Consider the following 20414-nt stretch of genomic DNA (forward strand, 5'->3'; position numbering starts at 1 on the left):
TTATTATTACAAATAAAACATTAAAAGAAAATAAATGGCAATTTTAGCATTTCAAAGACCGGATAAAGTTATCATGCAAAAATCTACGGATTTTGATGGTACGTTTGAATTTCGTCCATTGGAGCCTGGTTTTGGTGTAACCATTGGTAATGCTTTGCGCCGTATTCTATTGTCCTCTTTAGAAGGATATGCAATTACGTCGATAAGGTTTTCTGGCGTTTCGCACGAATTTTCAACGATCAAAGGTGTTGTTGAAGACGTAACTGAAATTATCTTGAACTTGAAACAAATTCGTTTCAAAAAAACAGGTGAGATTGGTGACAACGAAAAGGTATTTGTAGTAATCAATGGTCAAGAGCAATTCTTAGCTGGTGATATCACAAAATTCTCTAATAACTTTACGGTCTTAAACCCAGACATGGTAATCTGTAACATGGATAATTCAGTGACAATTGAATTGGAATTGAGTATTGCCAAAGGTCGTGGATACGTAAATGCTGATGAGAATAAAGTTGTTGATGCTCCAGTAGGTGTTATCGCAATCGATTCGATCTTTACTCCGATCAAGAATGTTAAATATACCATTGAGAATTACCGTGTAGAGCAAAAGACTGACTACGAGAAATTGTTGTTGGATATCTCTACTGATGGCTCAATTCACCCCGAAGAAGCTTTGAAAGAAGCTGCTAAGATCTTAATTCAACACTTTATTTTATTCTCTGATGAGAATATGCTTCTTGAGTCTCAAACGAAAGAAGAAACTAAAGTTGTTGATGAAGAAATCTTACATATGCGTAAGATCTTGAAAACAGAATTAGTAGATCTTGATCTTTCAGTTCGCGCATTGAACTGTTTGAAAGCTGCGGATATTCGCACATTGGCTGAGTTAGTAACTTATGACGTAGCTGATATGTTGAAATTCAGAAACTTCGGTAAAAAATCGTTAAGTGAAATCCAAGAGTTGGTTAAATCGAAAGGTTTATCATTCGGAATGAACTTGGCAAAATACAAATTAGACGAAGAATAATAATTTATTAAGCGACCACTAGTCGTAATTCCTTTTGGCTGTCTGGATATGTGATCTTCACATAAATGACATATACAAAAACGGTACGATTAGTATAATAAAATCAAAATGAGACACGGAAAAAAAGTAAATCACTTAGGCCGTACGGATAGCCATAGAAAAGCAATGTTGGCTAACATGGCAACATCATTAATCCTACACAAACGTATTACAACTACTTTGGCTAAAGCTAAAGCATTACGTACGTATGTTGAGCCTTTGATTACTAAATCTAAAAACGACACAACACACTCTCGTCGTACAGTATTCGCTTATTTGAAAGATAAAGACGCTGTTTCTATCTTATTCCGCGAAATTTCTGAAAAAGTAGCTAACCGTCCAGGTGGTTACACTCGTATCATCAAAATGGAAAACCGTTTAGGTGATAACGCGGAAATGGCTTTCATCGAACTAGTTGATTACAACGAAATCTACGGTAAAAAAGCTGCTGCTGCTGAGAAAAAAGCTACTCGTCGTCGTGGTGGTGCTAAAAAAGCTACTACTGCTGAAACTGAAGCTCCTGCAGAAGTTAAAGCTGAAGTAGAAGGTGAAGAAAAAGTAGACGGAGAATAGTCTTCTTCTGATCTAGCATAAAAAAGTCCTCTTTTTAAGGGGACTTTTTTTATTTTATGACCATTCCTACCGTTATAACTAATATATTTGTATTGCTAAAATCTGATAGCTTTTTCTATTACTAGCTATTTCGTTTATCAATCTATAATTCATTAAGATGAAACCATTTGATGTTTATCCCATTAATCCCATTAACATAGTAAAAGCTGATGGATCAACGGTGTGGGATGCCGAAGGAAATGCTTACTTGGACTTGTATGGTGGCCATGCTGTGATATCGATCGGACACACGCACCCACATTATGTACAACGCATCACAGAACAATTGAGCCGTATTGGGTTCTATTCCAACTCTGTCGAGATTCCAATTCAGCGTGAACTTGCCCGATTGTTAGGGGAAGTTTCGGGAAAGGTTGATTATGATTTATTTCTTTGCAATTCTGGCGCGGAAGCAAATGAAAACGCATTGAAGCTGGCTTCTTTTTACAATAAGCGAAAAAAAGTCATAGCGTTTTCAAAAGCTTTTCATGGAAGGACTTCATTGGCCGTAGCGGCAACAGATAACCCGAGTATCGTAGCTCCCGTCAACGAGACCGATAATATTGTATTTCTTCCTTTCAATGATGAAGCGGCTTTGACTGAGGCTTTCGCATCATATGGTAATGAAATTTCATCTGTTATCGTAGAAAGTATCCAGGGCGTAGGTGGAATCAGAGAAGCGTCAGTATCGTTTCTTCGATTAATCCGGTCTCTTTGTGATCAATATAATGCTGTGTTTATTGCGGACGAAGTGCAATGTGGGTATGGAAGAACAGGCTTATTCTATGCGCAGGACTATTCAGGCGTTGAAGCCGATATTTACACGATGGCAAAAGGTATGGGCAATGGTTTTCCAATTGGTGCAATCAGTATATCGCCCAAATTTAAAGCGACTTACGGGAGTTTGGGGACGACATTTGGTGGCAATCATCTCGCATGTGCTGCCGCACTGGCTGTATTGGAGATTATCCAACAAGATAAACTGATGGAGAATGCGGCTCAAGTCGGACAATATCTTATTGATGAGCTTAAGCAAATCGAGGAAATTGTCGAAGTGAGAGGCCGAGGATTAATGATCGGTATAGAACTACCTGAATCTTTGGCCCATGTGAAGAAAGATCTCTTGGTAAAGAACCGTATCTTTACAGGGGAGGCTAAGCCTTTTGTGATTCGCTTGTTGCCTGCTTTGAATATTACGAAAGATCATGCTGATCAGTTTTTATCGGCATTGAAAGCACATATCAAAGCAGTAACGGTTGCATAGAACCTTAAAGCTGTCGATCAAATTATCCAATAGCCACACATTGGCTCATGTAAATTTGATTGCGCTGTAGTAGTTAGAATATATACTGAGTGTGACGGGCCTATTGATTGCTCGTTGAAAATGCACTCGAATAAATAAATATAGATGAAAAAGTTTTTCTCTGTTAAGGATGTGTCTAGTGTAGCGGACGTTGTTCAAGAAGCGTTAGCTTTGAAAGCGGCACCATATGACAATCAGGACCTTGGTCAACATAAAACGTTGGGACTTGTATTTTTGAATCCGAGTTTGCGTACGCGTCTGAGCACACAAAAAGCGGCAATGAATTTGGGCATGAATGTGATGGTCATGAATATGGATAAAGATGGTTGGGCGCTTGAAACACAGGATGGTGTTGTGATGAACGGGACAACTGTTGAACATATTCGCGAGGCCGCTGCTGTTATGGGTGAGTATTGTGATATTTTGGGACTTCGTTCCTTTCCAAAATTGAAAGATCGTGAAGAGGATTATAGTGAAGACCTGTTCAACAAATTCATTAAGTACTGTGGTGTTCCTGTTGTTTCCTTAGAGAGTGCAACACGCCATCCACTGCAGAGTTTGACAGATATGATTACCATCACTGAGTACAAGAAGACTGAAAAGCCGAAAGTGGTATTGGCTTGGGCTCCGCATGTTAAGGCATTACCTCAAGCGGTACCTAATTCTTTCGCAGAATGGATGTGCAAAGCACAAGAAGAGGGATTGGTTGATTTTACGATAGCTCAACCTATGGGCTATGAGTTAAGTGAAGAATTTACCGCTGGAGCAACCATATCTAATAATCTTGAAGAAAGTTTAAAGAATGCTGATTTTGTCTATGTGAAAAACTGGTCTTCTTATCAAGAATATGGCGAGGTATATGGTGTTGATGAAGATTGGATGATGGATAACAAGAAGCTCAATTTGACGAATGATGCCAAAGTAATGCATTGTTTGCCAGTAAGAAGAGATCTTGAATTGTCTTCTGAGATTTTAGATGGACCAAATTCACTCGTGATTAAAGAGGCTAGCAACCGTGTATGGGCTGCTCAGGTTGTTTTGAAACGTATGTTAGAGGATTTGGCATAGTCCAATCCTATAGATTATTAAAAAACTATTTTTATTGGGAAAAGTTGCGTAATGGCTAATAGTGTATTAAATATAATTAAAATTGGCGGGAATATTATTGATGATGAACGCCAATTGGATTCTTTTTTGGAAAAGTTCTCTGCATTGTCAGGGAAAAAGATTCTTGTACATGGCGGTGGTAAAATAGCGACTCGCCTGGCTAGTGAACTTGGAATTGAAGCCCAAATGATAGAAGGGCGTCGTGTGACAAATGAGGAAATGTTACGCATTGTAACAATGGTATACGCTGGATTGACAAACAAGACAATCGTTGCTAAGTTGCAAAATTTGAAATGCGATGCCGTCGGATTAACCGGAGCTGATGGGGATGTCATAAAAGCTATAAAGCGTCCTGTAAAAGATATCGATTATGGCTTTGTAGGTGATTTGTTGCATGACTCTGTAAATACCCTGGCCACCAAGAAGTTTTTGGAAGCAGGCTTTGTTCCTGTGTTTTCAGCTATTACACACAATGGCCTTGGACAATTGCTCAATACCAACGCGGATACTATAGCTTCTTCATTGGCGGTGTCTTTGGCTTCATTATATGAAACTTCTCTGGTTTATTGTTTTGAGAAGAACGGCGTTTTACGCGATGTAACAGATGAGAATTCAGTAATCCCAACGATTAAGTCAGAAGAGTTTGAACATCTTAAGGAATCCGGCGTGGTGAATGACGGGATGATTCCTAAGTTGCAAAATGCATTCAATGCTATAAATAAAGGTGTTCAAGAGGTCTATATTGGAAATGCTAATAATTTGCATTTGTTTCAACAAGGACAATTTGGCACTTGCTTGACATTAAAATAAAAATCTAACCTAAACCCAACGATCGCTATGAAAAAGGTCACCATTATCGGAAGCGGTAATATCGGTCTTTCTTTGGCAAAAGGACTTGTAAAAAGTGAATTTGCCAATGCTGCCGATATTACATTGACGAGGAGAAATTTGAATGCACTGGCCGAAGAAGCGAGGCAGGGCTTCTCAGTAAGTAATGATAATAGGCTCGCTGTAAAGGGGGCTGATATTGTTGTTTTCGCAATACTACCTCAACAACTAAAAAAGGTATTGGTGGAAGTCGCTCCAGTCATTGACAAGACAAATCAGATTTTTGTCTCTATTGTGTCAGGAGTCTCTTGTGCTGATTTGAAAGCAGAGTTGGGTGCAGATGCCACAGTTATACGGGCAATGCCCAACACAGCAATAGCAATAGCTCAATCAATGACTTGTATCGCCAGCGACAATGCTTCGGACGATAGTTTGAAGGAGGTTGAGAAGATGTTTGAAACTGTTGGTTCAGTGGTTGTCATTAATGAAGACCTGATGACATCGGCAACGGCATTGTGTGCCTGCGGTATTGCGTTCTTCCTGCGTGCTATTCGCGCGGCTTCACAAGGTGGAGTTGAAATCGGATTTCATGCGCATGACGCATTAAAAATGGCAGTTCAAACTGCAAAAGGCGCTGCTGATTTGCTATTGCATACCAATGCTCATCCAGAAGGAGAGATTGATAAGGTGACGTCACCAAAGGGATGTACAATAGCGGGATTGAACGAAATGGAACATAACGGTTTTAGTTCTGCTTTTATAAAGGGAATTAAACTGTCTGCGGATAAAGCAGGAGGACTATACCATGAAGGATAAACAGCGTCTATTTGAAGATGCGCTGGCCCTTTTAAAACAATTAATTGGACTGTCGTCTTTAAGTAAAGAGGAAGAGTTCACGGCAGATTTAATTGATCGCTTCTTTCAGGAGCGTGATATAAAAACACATCGGAAAGGCAATAATGTCTGGGTATATAACGCCCATTATGATATCACTAAACCTACGATATTGCTTAATTCGCATCACGATACAGTTAAACCAAATACGGGTTATACGAGAGATCCTTTGGCAGCAACTGTAGAGGAAGGTAAATTGTTCGGATTGGGAAGCAATGATGCTGGGGGCTGTTTGGTATCATTGATAGCTACATTTTTGTATTTTTACCAGCAGACGGAGTTGAAGTATAACTTCTGTCTGGTCGCCAGTGCTGAAGAAGAGATCTCAGGTAAGAACGGTGTAGAATCTGTTTTGGATGATATCGGTCCAATTGATTTTGCAATTGTGGGTGAACCTACCTTATTGGATTTGGCAATTGCAGAAAAGGGGCTGATGGTGTTGGATTGTACCGCTTTAGGAACTGCTGGACATGCCGCACGTAATGAGGGCGATAATGCTATCTATAAAGCGATCAAGGATATTGAATGGTTTCAAAATTATACATTTGAAAGGACTTCTTCAACTTTAGGCCCAATTAAGATGTCGGTAACCGTGATTCAGGCGGGATCACAGCACAATGTGGTACCGGCTACTTGTAACTTTGTTGTCGATGTCAGAACCACAGATGCTTATTCGAATGAAGAGACGTTGGATATTATCAAGTCTCATGTAAAATCAGAGGTCACAGCGAGATCGACGCGCCTGAAGTCTTCTTCTATTCCTGAAACGCATCCAATCGTCAAAGCAGGCATTCTACTGGGACGTAAAGTATATGGTTCACCGACGATGAGCGATCAGGCTCTTATTCCTGTCCCTTCTCTGAAGCTGGGACCTGGCAATAGCGCGCGGTCGCATATGGCAGATGAGTTTATCTATATCGATGAAATTAGAGCAGGGATCGATCTCTATATCGCAATGTTAGAAAAGATAGTATAAAAAAAGCTTCCATTTTTATGGAAGCTTTTTTTATACTAGACTAAGCTGATTTGACGTTTGATACTCTCCTCAAGAGAGATGATCGTCTCGGTACGTTGAATCCCTGGTACGGATTGAATATCTTCATTCAATACTTTTCTCAGGTGAACTGTATCTCTACAGATAATTTTTGCAAAAATACTGTATTGGCCAGTACAATAGTGTAATTCGACCACTTCTTTGATTTCTTTCAATTTATCTACCGCATCTGCATATTGTGAACCTTTTTCAAGATAGATACCCAAAAAGGCCGTGATATCAAATCCGACTTTTTGAGGATTGATAATTAGATTTGACCCTCTAATGATACCTAGTTCTTCCATCTTCTTCATTCTAACGTGAATTGTACCACCTGATACAATTAGCTTTTTTGCTATTTCTGTATAAGGAATAGAGGCATCGTTCATTAGAATAGACAAGATTTGGATATCCAAATTGTCTAAATCATAGTTTGCATATTGATTTTCCATTAACAATGGTTTTTGTGTTCATTAATTGGTCGTTGCATCAAGATCTGACCAATAGCTAAAATAATTAAATTTATTTCAAAATTACTAAGAATTTTCGGTTTATAGATGTAAATTTAATAAAAAATACTTATTCATATTGATAATGTTATATGTTTTTGATTGAAAGTGATTATAATTGTTTCATGATGATCTTATTATAGGTTAAGTGATTGTTTTCATGTTTAATATCAAGATTATGATAAATTAATTTAGTATTGCCTTTTTTAGAAGTAGGAAAAACAGTTGGCATATTGAAAATCTAATCAGTTCGAATTTAGCATATGATGGGGCAAAATGTAGCAGACTGTGTGATGTTTGAGTAAACGAAAAATAAAATACGGAATAGAGATGGAAGAAGTTCAAGATGTAAAGATTTCGAAAAAGAAACCAATTTTTGAAGTAGGGGAAGGACTTCATAAATACCTTAAGCTGTATCAGCGAGACGAAAAGTTGCCGATAGGATATAAAGATCTACTGAATTTTACGGAGACAGTACCTGTCATGGATAAATTTGGCAACGATACTTTTTGGGAGACTCCACTGTATCCGCAATATCTTATCGATCAATTGTATGACGGATTGAAGGTGATTTATGCTAAACTGAAAGCATCAGGTAATACGCGAATCGTCCAGCATAAGTATATTGATCGTGTAGAGTACTGTGGCTTTGGCAATACTAAACCATTTCGTATTCGTATCGTAAACCGTTTAAATGATGTGTACGATTATTTTTACATCAAGCAAGCCGATGCGTCGCGAATATATGGATTGGAGTTAGAAGAAATATTGTCGCCAAATCAGGTGAATTATATGGTAGACCATGATACTTTGGTTGAAGAACATATTGTTGGAATCCCCGGGGACACTTTTTCGAAAACACGTATGTTCTCGCCTGATTATAATCTGACCCGGATTTCCAAAGAATTTGTCAAGTTTAATGAACGATGTATTATTACCTTGTTGGGGGATATGAGGGCCTACAATTTTGTGATGCAGATTACACCAGATTTTGATGATTTCCAGTTTCGAATTCGGGCAATAGATTTTGACCAGCAGTTTTATGAAGGAAATCCGAAAGTATATATGCCTCAATTTTTTAAGGAGAATCTTCCCTACGTCAAATTAGCAATGGAGCATCTAAATGAAAAAACTGTGCTGCAATACCAACAGGAGGAGCGTTCTTCCATTGTGCATAGAGTCCGGAGTGAAAGACATCGGATCGCTGATCTAAGGGATGCTTCGCAAACGCAGGTCCTTTCTACGCAGGAGAATATCAAACAGTTACGTGAGGGCTACGCTGAATTTTATCAAAATAACTCTTACCTCAAGTGTAAGACGATGACGGATATTGTTGAGTTGAATGTGAAGAATGTGATTCGTCAGGTACAAATGTAATTACTTGATCCGATCTTTGTTGTCTTTGATAAAGGCGGACCATCCAGTGTACGACTTGCTGCTGCCTGATACTGCATTTTTCTGAAAGGAGTGGCAGACAGCGATTGCCAATCCGTCGGTGGCATCTAAAAATTGTGGTGTTTCCTCAAATTTTAATAGATTTTTTAGCATAGCGGAAACCTGCTCCTTTGTAGCATTTCCATTTCCTGTAACGGATTGTTTTATCTTTCTTGGAGAATATTCAAAGATTGGGATATCTTGCGCCAGCGCCGCCGCCATGGCAACACCTTGCGCTCGCCCTAATTTGAGCATGACCTGTATGTTTTTTCCATAAAATGGTGATTCAAGAGCTACGCAGTCGGGATTGTATTCCTGCATTAGAGCAGAAGTTTTTTTGAATATACGTTGTAGTTTTAGGGCATGGTCATCTAAATGTCCCATTTTGATGACCCCCATTGAGACCAAGGATATGTTATTGCCGACTTCTTTGATGATACCATACCCAAGTATTACTGTTCCGGGGTCTATACCTAAAATTATTCTTTCTTTCGCCTTTTCCTTCTGCATATACAATAATACAAATTTTGCGTTTTATTCGCGGATTGCGTTCGACAAAACTTAATCATTTGGCTAAAATTTAGTAACATTGCTCTCTAATTATCAAAAGTTGACTGGAAGACAAAAAAAATACATCAGTCTTTTATTGAAGATACTGGTTTTCGCCCTAGCGACCTGGTATATCGTTGTGAAGGTATCCGATAGAAGCAATATTGAGAAGTTCAAAACCCTAATTGCCGGTTTGGAGCAGCATTCGGTTGTTTGGACCCTTATTTTAATTGTGGTTTTAATGCTTGTCAACTGGTTGCTTGAAGTTGTGAAATGGCGGTATCTTGCATCTAAACTGGAGCATATTTCATTTTGGAAGGCTTTCCAATCCGTTTTCTGCGGGCTTACCTGGGCTATTTTTACACCCAATAGGATTGGCGAATATGGCGGGCGGGTACTTTTTCTACAGCCCCAACATCGAGCAAAAGGAGCCGTAGCGATGGGCGTTGGATTATTTGCGCAATTGGTGCTCACAAGCGTTGCGGGATCACTAAGTATCGCCTGGTTTATCTGTAAATTTCTTTCTACTCCTTTAACAGTACAATTTGGGGTATGGCTACTTGCTATTATCTATGCTGGAGGATTTGTCATCTTATATTTCAATGTAAAATGGATCGATTTATTGGTCGGGAAAATTAAGTTTTTGACGCGAATTAAGCCCTTCTTTGAAGTATTGGAGCACTATTCAATGCGTGAGCTCAGTATTGTTCTTTTAAATTCTTTGGCGCGATTTGTTATTTTTACTTCGCAGTATATCATCTTGATGAAGCTAACTTTGCCTGAGCTACCACTTTTATCCATGATTCTGATGATTTTTATCCTGTTTTTTGTTCAGGCAGCTCTGCCTACATTGGATATTTTTGATTTCAGTGTGAGAAGTTTTGTTGCTAGCAATCTATATAGCTATATTACCACACAAGAGATTGCTGTAATGGCTATTGTTTCCTGTATTTGGTTCGTTAATTTGATTCTTCCAGCTATATTTGGTTCTATTTTTGTTTTTAAGATTAATTTTTTCGGTGATACAAATTCTTAACTATTTATTGATCATTTTTGCCTGCGTATATGCAATTCTAGTTTTATGGATGCGCAGAGGCTGGTCCTTGATTTCAGAACCTAACCGTTCTATTAGGCCAACAATGACCGTATCTGTGATTATTGCTGCGCGGAATGAGGAGTTAAATATTAGACGCACCATTGAATCCATACTCGGGCAGAATTATCCTAATGAGCTCCTGGAGCTCATTATTATCGATGACCATTCAGACGACAATACGTCTTTGATTGTGAAAGAATATGAAGAGAAAGGTGTTAAGCTTATTCAATTGAATGAAAACGGGCGTTTGAATTCGTATAAGAAACTAGCAATTTCAAGGGCGATAGAATGCTGTCAAGGTGAAATTATTATTACCACTGATGCAGATTGCCGCATGGGGTCGAACTGGTTAGCAACGGTTATCAGCACATTTGAGAAAGAAGGTGCTTATCTACAATCTTCTCCAGTGGTGTATTCAGAAGAAAAGAGTTTTTTTGAACGACTGCAGACCCTGGAATTTTTGTATTTGATAGGTCTGGGCGCTGCAGGTATTGGTAACAAAAAACCAACGACCTGTAATGGTGCTAATTTGGCCTATCGAAAGGATATTTTTAAACAAATGGGCGGATTTAAAGGGATCGACGAGCTTGCATCCGGTGATGATGAACTTTTTTTACATAAGGTAGCAGAACAATATCCCGAGCGAATAACGTTTTGTAAATCAAAAGATGCTGTTGTTCATACGGATGCCAAACCGGATTTGAAGTCATTCATTAGTCAGCGCAGACGCTGGGCTTCAAAAAGTACCAAATATAAAAATAAAGGTGTCATCGCATTAGGGATTTCCATTTGGTTCTTTAATTTATTGATTTTGGTAGCTTCGGTTCTTGCTCTTTTCGGTGTAAAATTCGTTGCTTGGGTTGTACTTTTTGCATTGCTATTAAAGATGGTCGTCGAATTTATTTTTATTGAACCTTTGACAAGGTTCGCAAGCAGAAAGGAACTCTTATGGTATCTTCCTTTATTGAGCTTGGCTCATATCCTTTATCTGGCTTATATAGGCATATTGGGCAATGTAGGGAAGTACGACTGGAAAGGAAGGCAGGTCAAGTAGCTTATTCCTATTTTTCGACCTTTAATTTTATTGCTTCCTCAGCTAATTTAACGATCTCCTCAATATTCTTACCCTCCGTATCCAAAGGTTCTAGCACTTCCCAGGTCATATGAAGAAATGGGGTTAATGGATACATACCATATTGTACCATTTCATATGATCCTCTAATGGCAATAGGAACAACGAGTGCATTCGGATTTTTCTTTAGTAAAGTGGCAATTCCACCAACATGAAAGGCCTTCATTTTTCCGGTTTTCGATCTTGTTCCCTCTGGAAAAATAAACGCGGACCAGTTTTTGGTTTTCATATTATTGGCAAGTTTCAATATTTCAGCAATAGATTGTTTGGGGTCATTGCGATCTATATTTGCGGCACCACCATGTTTTAAGTTGAAGGAGATGCTAGGTATGCCACTGGCAAGTTCTATTTTAGAAATAAATTTCCCATGAAATCTACGCAAGAAATAGATCATTGGAGGAATATCAAAAGTACTTTGATGATTTGCTACAAAGACAATGGGTTGTCCTGTTGGAATATTTTTATTGTCGATAAATGTCACCCGATTAAATAGCGTGTAATAGCAGGCAACGAGGCAGGCATTTAATATATCTACACTCTTTTTATGTGCATTGTATCCACCCAGCTTTAAACATAACCACTGTATGGGGTGGAAAATAATTAGGGATAAACCAAAACAAAACCAAAATATAATAGATAGGAAATAGCCTAAAAACTTCTTCATAAACGTTATTTAATGATACAAATATATCATTAAGCAATGATTTTTGAAAAATATTGATTTTATAATCTTTTGTTTTAACATTATTAATATTATCTTTAATAATGTTAATGATGTTATTATTTAATGAAAAAAATACCGGTTGATTGCCCTTGTTGTGAAGCGAAGTTAAAAGTCGCTAAATTGGTGTGTGACTCCTGTGAAACCGAAGTTGTAGGTAAGTTTTCTTTACCTGTGTTGATGCAGCTTACTGTAGAGGAGCAAGAATTTGTTTTGAATTTTTTGATGCACTCAGGGAGTTTAAAAGAAATGGCAAATCAGATGGGCAAATCCTATCCGACGGTCCGTAATATTCTCGATGATCTGATTCGCAAATTGAAATCGCTTGATCATACAAACAATAATGGCAGAAATAGAAGTATTTAGCAGTCTGGGCAATCGAATGATTGATAAACAAAGAATTATATCAAGATGAAAAATAATACGCTTTATACCGAAAGCCAATCTTTTTTTAGCTGGTGGCTCTGTCTGATCCTTTTATCTGTCAGCGTGGCCAGTTTTTCTGTGCACTGGCATGAGCTCTTGCGGTTGAATTTTGCTCCATTATTTCAATTACCGGGGTTTTGGATCAATTTGGTATTATGGGGATTGTTTGGCGTTCTACGATTAAGAACTACTATTCGTGAAGATGGAATTGAAGTCTATTTTTTTCCATTTAATTTCTATCGTAAAAGAGCACGTTGGACAGATATTCGTGCTGTTGAAGTACGAAAATATAACCCGATTGGTGAGTTTGGTGGATGGGGTTTTCGGAGAGGGCAGAAAGGGCTGGCTTTTTCAGCTCGTGGTAATATGGGCTTACAACTTACCTTGGAAACTGGTAAGATATTACTTATTGGAACCCAAAATCCAGTAGAAATCGAACAGCTGCGCTTATCTCAATTCTTAAAAAATGAAAGTTAAACAGATTTTTCAGAATCCATTTGCGGAATTGCCGGAGTGGAAACTATTCTTTGCTGGTGTTATCGGATTTTTGTTATCAAGCTATATTATTTATTTATCGGGCCAGCAGTTTAATGGATTTATGCATTTCTATCAACCAGATATAGGGGTTTCCATATGGGCTGTCTTGGGCGTTCATGCCTGTATGGTTTTGGCTCCTTTTACATTTCTTTACGGTGCAGGGTTGTTATTAAACAGAAAGACCAGAATCATTGATGTCATGAATGTCGTTTTGATTATACCATTTCCGCTCTATCTTGCCTTATTTTTAGGGAAGTTGTTAAACCAGGATAAATTCACGGATCAAGTATTAAAAGCAGTGCAAAACGGCGATCATACATTGGCCGGAGTTGATAAAACTGAGCTATTTTTATTTGGTATGTTTGGAATAATCAGTTTGTTATTGCTATTCTACCAATTCTATTTATTGGTTAAGGGTATGAATGTAGCCGTTAATAATAAGAAGATTGAAATCAGTATAGTATTTGTGGCATTATATTTTATATTGGATTTATGCATACAGTTTAATTTCTAGTAAAAAACGACAATGAGAAAATTTTTATATCTATTTATCATTTGTTTTCATTTTTCATGTACCCACGCGCAGACATTTGATGGCTCATGGAAGGGCGAGGTTGAGGTTTCGGGGCAGAAGCTGCTGCTGGTGTTCAACATTCAAAAAGATAGCACAGGGAAGTGGAATGGAACCTTTGAGCGTCCGATGCAAACAGCGCAGAAATTTGCAATCACTCAAATACGTATAGAGCACGATTCCATTTGGATGGACGTTAGGAATATAGGTCTTCTGTATGCTGGCTTTTTAGACCGGGATAAAGATGTTATGAAAGGAGTGATGAAACAAGGTCCTTTTGAATCTGCTATGATTTTGGTACGAAGCGAGAACGAACAGAGTGGGCTTTCTCGTAAGCAGGATGTTTTCCCCCCTTATAGCTATATGGAAGAGGAAGTTTCGTTTAGAAATAGTGCAGGCAATGCATTTCTGACGGGCTCTCTGACTTATCCTAAAAATGGAGGGCCATTTCCTGCGGTGGTATTAGTCAATGGTAGTGGTCAACAAAATAGAGATTCTGAGGTGTTTGGTCACAGGCCATTTAAGGTGCTTGCTGATCATCTTACGAAAAACGGTTTTGCCGTATTACGTTACGATGACAGGGGAGTAGGTGGCTCCAAAGGAGAAGTTAATTTAGCGACAACGATTGACTTTGCTTCTGATGCTAACGCTGCAGTTGATTTTCTAAGCAAAAAAGCTGTAGTTGATGTGGATAAAATCGGGATGATTGGCCATAGTGAGGGAGCGCTAATTGCCGAAATCGTGGCATCCGAGAATAGTAAAGTAAACTATATTGCACTCCTGTCTGGACCTGTGATCAAAGGAGATTCTTTGCTGATTTTACAAAGCTATGCTTTAGGAAAAGCGGGCGGATTATCTGAAGCTGCATTGCAGACCAATAAAGCAAATAATCGAAAATTGTATACTATTCTATTGGAAGACGAGCCACCAAAGGCGTTGGCCGAATCGTTGGAAAAAGAACTTATTCAGCAAAATAACGGGAATCCACTGTCTCCTGATATGAAGATTAAACTTAGTCCAATGATGAGCCCCTGGTTTAGAACGTTTCTTCGCATCGATCCAGCTTATTATCTGAAGCAGGTGAAAGTACCGATTTTCGCTTCCTTCGGCGGAAAGGATGTTCAAGTCCCGGCGAATGAAAACATCTATTGTCTGCAACACCTGCATTTAAACACCACCGACGTCATCATTAAGGATTATCCTAATTTGAATCACCTTTTTCAAAATGCGCAAACAGGAAAAATTGAAGAATATTTTGAAAACTCAGAGAGCTTTAATGAACAATTGATGGATGACCTTACGAAATGGCTTAAACTGAAGACAAATTGATTTAATCAACTGAATGCCGCGAATCTTAATATTTTTTCCGGATCAAATAAGCTTAAAGAAATCGGGACCATTTAATCGTACATTAAATGGTCCTGACTATATTAGATCAACCTGACTGTATTAGAACAAGGGATATCTCTTTGAAGTGCGCTATTCCAGTTAGGGTGTTGTATTGGCGACAGGAAGTATTTTCCCATTGAAATAGTGATGCCCATTTTGAGCGAAATCTGCAATATAGCGTCCCATTTCAAAGGCTAAAGTACCCGCTTCAACGCCTGGAAAAGCAGCTTCGAACATTTCAGTCTGTGCAGATCCTAAGGCTAGACAGTTCACTTTAATTCCCTTTTCCTTAAATTCCTCTGCTAAGCATTCTGTAAGCACTGCTAATGCAGCTTTGCTGGTTGAATATGCCGAAAGTCCGGGAAACTTCATGGATCCCTGAAATCCGCCCATACTGCTAATATTGACAATATGTGAGCCTGATTGCATCATGGGAACAACGTGTTGGATCATATTGACGTGTCCCATCACATTGGTTTGTAGCATTTCAGCAAAATCCTTTCCATCAGTTTCCATAAATGGCTTATTGATGAGTGCTCCAGCATTGTTAATCAAGATATCAACCTTATCAAATTTTGATTGGATGAAGGGAACAAGAGTAGCATAGTCATCGTAGACAATATCAAATTGGGCCGGATATAAAGTGCCACCATCATAATTTAGCTGACCGGCAATTTCATGAAGTTTTCTCAGTTTGTCCGCTGATCTAGCCAATGCAATTACTTTATTGTCCTTTTTAGAGGTCAAATCCAGTACGGCTTCAAATCCAACACCACTGCTTGCGCCTGTAATAATAATATTTGCCATGTTTATTCTTCTAGTTTTTGACTTTGTTCAACTTCTTCTGCTGAAGGTAATTTGTCCTCTCCAATTGCCTGCGGATGAAAGATAAAATAAATTCCCGAAAGAGCAACGAGAGCGGAAATAATATAAAATAATAAGGTGATCAAAACCGCATTGTGAGAGTCTACCTGGAATATGCCAGCTCCCCACATAATCACAAGTTCACGCATGCCCAATCCCCCAACAGAAAACGGAATGATTGAAACCAAAGAAGATGCAAGGAATAAAAATAGGTACGGAGAGAACTTACCGCTAAAACCTAAGGCATAAAGAATGAGAATTGCTGCGAGAACCTGCATTGATTGTACACCAATAGCCTTTAAATGTGCTCTTAGAAATGTTGCCTTGTATTCCTTAAAAAACTTGGTTACGATAAAGTAATAGAGAACGCTCCCTATAATAAATAATATGATGGTCAGATAGTTTGGAATCCCTAGCTGTGGCATATAGGTAACCAGCGCTGCAATGATTAGGCATAGTGCCCATAGTCCGCTTAATCTATCTAAAAATAAGGCTGTAAATAATTTTCGTCCTTTAATATTGAATCGTTTCCTGAGGAAGAATATCTTATAACCATCTCCCCCAACGCCACCTGGTAAAATGAGGTTGTAAAATAAGCCAAGTTGGTATAGTTTTAAATTATATTTTTCCGTAACATCCAGACCGATTGCCTTTAAAAAGGTCAATAAGCGCGAAGAGGAAATAAAAATAGAGATACTATAAGCAACTAGAGCAAAGAATAGATAGAGCGGATTGGAGTTGATTACCGCTTCTTTCAGATCCTTTAGAGATACCTTGCTGAATACCCAGTATAAGGCGCCCACAGTAACGACAATCTTTGCTATATTTTTGGCTATTTTTAGCCCTTTTTTTTTATCCATATAAATTATACATCCAATCTTGTTCGGCTGTAATTAGCTTTTTGGAGAATCCAAAGTTAGAAACTTTGGCGAATTGTGCAATTACACTTAAGCAATCGTTGGGTAAATTCTTGAATACAATAATATCAAATATAAAATACCAAAGATAGTAGCAAGAGAAAATAGCCAATTTAGGTCAATTCTGTTATATTTGTGCTTGAGCACAGCGATCATTAATCCAATGATGAAGCAAAATAACAAGATAGGAGCGATGAGAGCTATCTTGTTCGTAAAAGCAAGGCTGATTTGATTCAATTTGCTTTTTGCTTCCTGTCCTAAAAAAAGCGGATAAGAAGCAAAGGCCAATAAAATGATAAATAACCTTAACAGCGTTTTTGCGATTATTTTGCTTATGGTATGATTTTTGGCTGTAATTTTCATGTTTTGTGGATTAATTTACCCCAAAAATACAATTTGAAATTAAAATTTATAGATATGAATCGATTCGTTTTATCATTAGCAACTATTTTTGCTACGGTGACCTTATTTTCTTGTGGAGCACAAAAGCAAGGTACATCAACTGGAAATCCTTCTTCCAACACGAGTGCAGCTTCTGGTCCAAGCGCTTCGGATTGGAAATCCGCTGTAAAAGGTACATGGACGTTGAATACAATCGATAGAGAGAATTTACCTTCTTCATTCACGATTAAAAGTGTATTTGAAGAAGCTCCTGCAGAATGTTTCGTAGGTAGTACATGGAATTTTATTGGAAATGGTAAAGGATCTATTACTTTTAATGCGCAAGGAACTTTATGTGCTCCGGGTGCATCACGTGAGATCTTTTGGTCTATCTATAATCCTGGAAAAGGCTTAGGAGAACCTCAGTTTCAATTTAAAAAGATTTATGCAGGCGATAAAGCGAAGAACGTAACAACAGGTTACCGTTTGGATTTATCTTATTCGGATGGGAATAAATTAGTTATGCGTATGCCATTGACTGTTGCTAACGGAGAAGCCTATTTAGTGTTTAATTTTACGCGTTCGAACTAAACGTAAACGATAAAAGAAGAATAACAGAAAGCTATAGGAATTCCTATGGCTTTTTTTGTTTAAAATTTAATACTTTTACACTCCCAATTCATTATGATTTATTCGTGTCATAGGCTGCGGAATTTACCGATACAGTGAAAAAGCCAACTATGCATGATAATCTTGTGGGCGGATAAGCTTATTTTAAGTATGAAAATGGGATATATACCTAACGATTTCGTCAGGTATTGCTTAATCTAGAGAGAAACATGGCTGAACAAAACACGAAAACTGCTTTAATAACAGGTATAACAGGACAAGATGGTGCCTATCTAGCAGAATTCCTATTGAAGAAAGGTTACAAAGTACACGGTTTAAAGCGTCGCAGTTCTTTATTCAATACAGATCGTATTGATCATCTTTATCAAGATCCCCATCTTGACAATAGAAATTTCACATTGCATTTTGGTGATTTGACGGATTCAACCAACTTAATCCGTATTATACAGGAAACACAGCCTGACGAGATTTACAACCTTGCGGCGCAATCTCATGTAAAAGTTAGTTTTGATACGCCGGAATATACTGCAAATGCCGATGGTATCGGTACATTGCGGATTCTTGAAGCAGTCAGATTATTGGGAATGATTGAGAAAACCCGTATCTATCAGGCTTCTACTTCCGAGCTTTATGGATTGGTGCAAGCGGTTCCACAAAGTGAAACGACACCTTTTTATCCGCGAAGTCCTTATGCTGTAGCAAAAATGTACGGTTATTGGATTACTGTCAATTATCGTGAAGCCTATAAGATGTATGCTTGTAATGGAATTTTATTCAATCACGAGAGCCCTGTAAGGGGAGAGACTTTTGTGACACGTAAAATCACCAGGGCTGTAGCAAAAATTGCGCTAGGACTTCAGGATAAATTATATCTTGGTAATCTGTCGGCACAACGCGATTGGGGGCATGCTAAAGATTATGTAGAAGCAATGTGGTTGATTCTACAACAAGAAACCGCTGAAGATTTTGTGATTGCTACAGGTGTGACAACAACTGTAAGGGACTTTGTTCGCATGGCTTTTGCAGAATTGGGAATTGAGATTGAGTTCAGTGGAAAGGGAGAGCAGGAGAAGGGGGTAATTATCGATATTGACGAGGAGCGCCTAGCCCAGTTAAATATTGATAAATCGCTGATTAAATTTGGTCAGACTGTTGTCAAAGTTGATCCAGCATATTATAGGCCAACTGAAGTCGATTTACTAATTGGTGATCCGACTAAAGCAAATACAAAACTTGGATGGACGCCAAAATATGATCTTCAGATGTTGGTAACAGATATGGTACAATCCGATCTTCACCTGATGAGAAAGGAAGAATACTTAAAACAAGGCGGATTTGAGACCTTGAATTATTTTGAATAATTCATAATTGGTAATAAAAAATAAAACTGGAATAATTTTTGTTTAAACATTCAATAGTATAAATTTATAGATTTATACCTATGAATATGACAGTATATTATGATAAATTCAGAAGTTGTTTCGAGTAAGAAAGAAGAAGAGAAGAAGAAAGATTCTTCGAAGATTTACTTCTTTATCATTGCGATAGCAGCATTACTTGCAACGAATATATATTTTTATGTCAAGTTTAAGACTAATGGTGAAAAGGTCTATACACTTACAGTAGAAAAAGAAAATTTGCAGGTACAAATCGATCGTATTGAAGCTGAATTGGATAAAATTGATGTAGAAAATGTTCAATTGACTCCAGAGATGTCCGTGCAGAAGGATGATTCTAGAGCTGAGATCGCAGAGCTTCGTAAAAAACTTGAAAATAAGAGTATTACAGCAAAAGATATCGATGAAGCACAGCACAAGATCAATCAGCTTAAGAAGCAGGTGGATACTTATCGTGTCAATGTGCAACGGCTGATTCAGGAAAATCAGATTTTATCGAAACAAAACTCCAACTTGAACGAATCTGTTGTCGAAAAAGAAAAACAGATTACTTCATTAGTTACATCAAATTCGGATCTGAAAGAGAAGGTTGCGACTGCTTCAGCATTAAAGGTTTCAAGCATCAGTATAAATGGCCTTGAAGTCAAAAAGAATGGAAAGGAATTTGTAGAAGAACGTGCTAAAAAAATCGATAAGTTAAAAATCAACTTTACCATTGCTGATAATCCGTTGGCTAAAAGTGGAGAACGTGATATATATGTTAGAATTATCGATCCACAGGGAAATCTGGTCGTGCAAGGTGATAATATTTTCTATGTACATGGCGAGAAATTACAATATACTTTTAAACACAATATTTTATTTACCAACAAAGGTGAAGACTATATCGTCTATTGGGCAGCAGAAGAAGGATTCTCTAAAGGGGCCTATACGGTTTTATTATATGAAGATAATGCAATCATGGGACGATCTACTGTTGTATTGCGTTAAAAATAGATACACTATAAACAAAAAAGCT

23 protein-coding genes are annotated in these 20414 nt (G+C 38.0%); 17 read left to right on the forward strand and 6 right to left on the reverse strand.

Annotated elements, in window-relative coordinates; translation table 11 throughout:
- The first annotated feature begins 34 nt into the window (after positions 1-34).
- The 7 genes from B4N43_RS01085 (at position 35) to B4N43_RS01115 (ending at position 6786) form a co-directional block, all read left to right on the forward strand.
- Complete coding sequence (locus tag B4N43_RS01085; RefSeq protein WP_046674887.1) at positions 35-1027, forward strand: DNA-directed RNA polymerase subunit alpha; 993 nt, start codon at positions 35-37, stop codon at positions 1025-1027.
- Between the two features lie 108 nt (positions 1028-1135).
- Complete coding sequence (rplQ, locus tag B4N43_RS01090; protein WP_088160092.1) at positions 1136-1639, forward strand: 50S ribosomal protein L17; 504 nt, start codon at positions 1136-1138, stop codon at positions 1637-1639.
- A gap of 157 nt (positions 1640-1796) precedes the next feature.
- Positions 1797-2942 (forward strand): aspartate aminotransferase family protein, encoded by a 1146-nt coding sequence (locus tag B4N43_RS01095; protein ID WP_286732357.1) that lies wholly within the window; start codon positions 1797-1799, stop codon positions 2940-2942.
- 144 nt (positions 2943-3086) lie between these two features.
- Positions 3087-4049 carry an acetylornithine carbamoyltransferase gene (locus B4N43_RS01100; RefSeq protein WP_075990879.1) on the forward strand — a complete coding sequence of 321 codons (963 nt, stop codon included), beginning with the start codon at positions 3087-3089 and terminating at the stop codon, positions 4047-4049.
- Positions 4050-4100: 51 nt separating this feature from the next.
- The gene (gene argB / locus B4N43_RS01105; protein WP_286732358.1) at positions 4101-4898 is read left to right on the forward strand and encodes an acetylglutamate kinase; all 798 of its coding nucleotides are present in this window, start codon (positions 4101-4103) and stop codon (positions 4896-4898) included.
- 27 nt (positions 4899-4925) lie between these two features.
- Entirely contained in the window at positions 4926-5732 is an 807-nt protein-coding gene (gene proC, locus B4N43_RS01110) for a pyrroline-5-carboxylate reductase (RefSeq protein ID WP_286732361.1), read from the forward strand.
- Positions 5722-6786: a M20 family metallo-hydrolase gene (locus B4N43_RS01115; protein WP_088160094.1), complete on the forward strand. Its 1065-nt coding sequence runs from the start codon at positions 5722-5724 to the stop codon at positions 6784-6786. The genes proC and B4N43_RS01115 overlap by 11 nt, the downstream gene beginning before the upstream one ends.
- A 35-nt stretch (positions 6787-6821) precedes the next feature.
- On the opposite strand, the gene B4N43_RS01120 is transcribed toward B4N43_RS01115, so the two are convergent.
- The gene (locus B4N43_RS01120) at positions 6822-7295 is read right to left on the reverse strand and encodes an Lrp/AsnC ligand binding domain-containing protein (RefSeq protein ID WP_046674894.1); all 474 of its coding nucleotides are present in this window, start codon (positions 7293-7295) and stop codon (positions 6822-6824) included.
- A gap of 387 nt (positions 7296-7682) precedes the next feature.
- Here B4N43_RS01120 and B4N43_RS01125 point away from each other — a divergent pair, with 387 nt between their 5' ends.
- On the forward strand, positions 7683-8729 hold the full coding sequence (locus tag B4N43_RS01125; protein ID WP_046674895.1) for a hypothetical protein: 1047 nt from the start codon (positions 7683-7685) through the stop codon (positions 8727-8729).
- Here the strand turns inward: B4N43_RS01125 and ruvC are convergent, their stop codons facing one another.
- A complete protein-coding gene (gene ruvC, locus B4N43_RS01130; protein ID WP_088160095.1) occupies positions 8730-9296 on the reverse strand; it encodes a crossover junction endodeoxyribonuclease RuvC in 567 nt (188 codons plus the stop codon).
- 100 nt (positions 9297-9396) lie between these two features.
- Between ruvC and B4N43_RS01135 the strand changes: the two genes are divergently transcribed.
- Together B4N43_RS01135 and B4N43_RS01140 are read left to right on the forward strand one after the other, a co-directional pair.
- Complete coding sequence (locus B4N43_RS01135) at positions 9397-10371, forward strand: lysylphosphatidylglycerol synthase domain-containing protein (RefSeq protein WP_075994618.1); 975 nt, start codon at positions 9397-9399, stop codon at positions 10369-10371.
- Complete coding sequence (locus B4N43_RS01140; protein ID WP_286732365.1) at positions 10355-11485, forward strand: glycosyltransferase family 2 protein; 1131 nt, start codon at positions 10355-10357, stop codon at positions 11483-11485. The genes B4N43_RS01135 and B4N43_RS01140 overlap by 17 nt, the downstream gene beginning before the upstream one ends.
- Before the next feature lie 7 nt (positions 11486-11492).
- Here B4N43_RS01140 and B4N43_RS01145 read toward each other — a convergent pair whose 3' ends face one another.
- On the reverse strand, positions 11493-12227 hold the full coding sequence (locus B4N43_RS01145; protein ID WP_088160097.1) for a lysophospholipid acyltransferase family protein: 735 nt from the start codon (positions 12225-12227) through the stop codon (positions 11493-11495).
- 123 nt (positions 12228-12350) lie between these two features.
- Between B4N43_RS01145 and B4N43_RS01150 the strand changes: the two genes are divergently transcribed.
- From B4N43_RS01150 to B4N43_RS01165, 4 genes are read left to right on the forward strand one after another with little or no spacing between them, the layout of a single operon-like run.
- Complete coding sequence (locus B4N43_RS01150) at positions 12351-12650, forward strand: DUF2089 family protein (protein WP_088160098.1); 300 nt, start codon at positions 12351-12353, stop codon at positions 12648-12650.
- 45 nt (positions 12651-12695) lie between these two features.
- Positions 12696-13187, forward strand: coding sequence for a hypothetical protein (locus tag B4N43_RS01155; protein ID WP_088160099.1), 492 nt, complete (start codon positions 12696-12698; stop codon positions 13185-13187).
- Entirely contained in the window at positions 13177-13761 is a 585-nt protein-coding gene (locus B4N43_RS01160; RefSeq protein WP_088160100.1) for a hypothetical protein, read from the forward strand. The genes B4N43_RS01155 and B4N43_RS01160 overlap by 11 nt, the downstream gene beginning before the upstream one ends.
- Before the next feature lie 12 nt (positions 13762-13773).
- Positions 13774-15147 carry an alpha/beta hydrolase family protein gene (locus B4N43_RS01165; protein ID WP_286732367.1) on the forward strand — a complete coding sequence of 458 codons (1374 nt, stop codon included), beginning with the start codon at positions 13774-13776 and terminating at the stop codon, positions 15145-15147.
- A 159-nt stretch (positions 15148-15306) separates the two neighbouring features.
- Here B4N43_RS01165 and B4N43_RS01170 read toward each other — a convergent pair whose 3' ends face one another.
- The 3 genes from B4N43_RS01170 to B4N43_RS01180 form a co-directional block, all read right to left on the reverse strand.
- Entirely contained in the window at positions 15307-16014 is a 708-nt protein-coding gene (locus tag B4N43_RS01170) for an SDR family NAD(P)-dependent oxidoreductase (protein WP_075990890.1), read from the reverse strand.
- A 2-nt stretch (positions 16015-16016) separates the two neighbouring features.
- Positions 16017-16931 carry a lysylphosphatidylglycerol synthase transmembrane domain-containing protein gene (locus tag B4N43_RS01175; protein ID WP_075990891.1) on the reverse strand — a complete coding sequence of 305 codons (915 nt, stop codon included), beginning with the start codon at positions 16929-16931 and terminating at the stop codon, positions 16017-16019.
- A gap of 87 nt (positions 16932-17018) precedes the next feature.
- Positions 17019-17351, reverse strand: a complete 333-nt coding sequence (locus B4N43_RS01180; RefSeq protein WP_046674904.1) for a hypothetical protein — start codon at positions 17349-17351, stop codon at positions 17019-17021.
- Positions 17352-17405: 54 nt separating this feature from the next.
- Here B4N43_RS01180 and B4N43_RS01185 point away from each other — a divergent pair, with 54 nt between their 5' ends.
- The 3 genes from B4N43_RS01185 to B4N43_RS01195 all read left to right on the forward strand — a co-directional run bounded on the left by B4N43_RS01185 (position 17406) and on the right by B4N43_RS01195 (position 20386).
- Positions 17406-17960 carry a lipocalin family protein gene (locus B4N43_RS01185; RefSeq protein ID WP_075994619.1) on the forward strand — a complete coding sequence of 185 codons (555 nt, stop codon included), beginning with the start codon at positions 17406-17408 and terminating at the stop codon, positions 17958-17960.
- Between the two features lie 248 nt (positions 17961-18208).
- Complete coding sequence (gmd, locus tag B4N43_RS01190) at positions 18209-19360, forward strand: GDP-mannose 4,6-dehydratase (protein WP_046674906.1); 1152 nt, start codon at positions 18209-18211, stop codon at positions 19358-19360.
- A gap of 99 nt (positions 19361-19459) precedes the next feature.
- Positions 19460-20386, forward strand: a complete 927-nt coding sequence (locus tag B4N43_RS01195) for a hypothetical protein (protein WP_088160102.1) — start codon at positions 19460-19462, stop codon at positions 20384-20386.
- Positions 20387-20414: the final 28 nt, after the last annotated feature.

Origin of the sequence: Sphingobacterium sp. UBA1897, assembly GCF_002337775.1 — a bacterium.
GTDB classification, from domain to species: domain Bacteria; phylum Bacteroidota; class Bacteroidia; order Sphingobacteriales; family Sphingobacteriaceae; genus Sphingobacterium; species Sphingobacterium siyangense.

What these genes read in the sequence shown, in the direction of transcription:
- B4N43_RS01085 (WP_046674887.1), top strand. Translation starts at nt 35, where the DNA reads ATGGCAATTTTAGCATTTCAAAGACCGGATAAAGTTATCATGCAAAAA.
- rplQ (WP_088160092.1), top strand. Translation starts at nt 1,136, where the DNA reads ATGAGACACGGAAAAAAAGTAAATCACTTAGGCCGTACGGATAGCCAT.
- B4N43_RS01095 (WP_286732357.1), top strand. Translation starts at nt 1,797, where the DNA reads ATGAAACCATTTGATGTTTATCCCATTAATCCCATTAACATAGTAAAA.
- B4N43_RS01100 (WP_075990879.1), top strand. Translation starts at nt 3,087, where the DNA reads ATGAAAAAGTTTTTCTCTGTTAAGGATGTGTCTAGTGTAGCGGACGTT.
- argB (WP_286732358.1), top strand. Translation starts at nt 4,101, where the DNA reads ATGGCTAATAGTGTATTAAATATAATTAAAATTGGCGGGAATATTATT.
- proC (WP_286732361.1), top strand. Translation starts at nt 4,926, where the DNA reads ATGAAAAAGGTCACCATTATCGGAAGCGGTAATATCGGTCTTTCTTTG.
- B4N43_RS01115 (WP_088160094.1), top strand. Translation starts at nt 5,722, where the DNA reads ATGAAGGATAAACAGCGTCTATTTGAAGATGCGCTGGCCCTTTTAAAA.
- B4N43_RS01120 (WP_046674894.1), bottom strand. Translation starts at nt 7,295, where the DNA reads ATGGAAAATCAATATGCAAACTATGATTTAGACAATTTGGATATCCAA.
- B4N43_RS01125 (WP_046674895.1), top strand. Translation starts at nt 7,683, where the DNA reads ATGGAAGAAGTTCAAGATGTAAAGATTTCGAAAAAGAAACCAATTTTT.
- ruvC (WP_088160095.1), bottom strand. Translation starts at nt 9,296, where the DNA reads ATGCAGAAGGAAAAGGCGAAAGAAAGAATAATTTTAGGTATAGACCCC.
- B4N43_RS01145 (WP_088160097.1), bottom strand. Translation starts at nt 12,227, where the DNA reads ATGAAGAAGTTTTTAGGCTATTTCCTATCTATTATATTTTGGTTTTGT.
- B4N43_RS01150 (WP_088160098.1), top strand. Translation starts at nt 12,351, where the DNA reads ATGAAAAAAATACCGGTTGATTGCCCTTGTTGTGAAGCGAAGTTAAAA.
- B4N43_RS01155 (WP_088160099.1), top strand. Translation starts at nt 12,696, where the DNA reads ATGAAAAATAATACGCTTTATACCGAAAGCCAATCTTTTTTTAGCTGG.
- B4N43_RS01160 (WP_088160100.1), top strand. Translation starts at nt 13,177, where the DNA reads ATGAAAGTTAAACAGATTTTTCAGAATCCATTTGCGGAATTGCCGGAG.
- B4N43_RS01165 (WP_286732367.1), top strand. Translation starts at nt 13,774, where the DNA reads ATGAGAAAATTTTTATATCTATTTATCATTTGTTTTCATTTTTCATGT.
- B4N43_RS01170 (WP_075990890.1), bottom strand. Translation starts at nt 16,014, where the DNA reads ATGGCAAATATTATTATTACAGGCGCAAGCAGTGGTGTTGGATTTGAA.
- B4N43_RS01175 (WP_075990891.1), bottom strand. Translation starts at nt 16,931, where the DNA reads ATGGATAAAAAAAAAGGGCTAAAAATAGCCAAAAATATAGCAAAGATT.
- B4N43_RS01180 (WP_046674904.1), bottom strand. Translation starts at nt 17,351, where the DNA reads ATGAAAATTACAGCCAAAAATCATACCATAAGCAAAATAATCGCAAAA.
- B4N43_RS01185 (WP_075994619.1), top strand. Translation starts at nt 17,406, where the DNA reads ATGAATCGATTCGTTTTATCATTAGCAACTATTTTTGCTACGGTGACC.
- gmd (WP_046674906.1), top strand. Translation starts at nt 18,209, where the DNA reads ATGGCTGAACAAAACACGAAAACTGCTTTAATAACAGGTATAACAGGA.
- B4N43_RS01195 (WP_088160102.1), top strand. Translation starts at nt 19,460, where the DNA reads ATGATAAATTCAGAAGTTGTTTCGAGTAAGAAAGAAGAAGAGAAGAAG.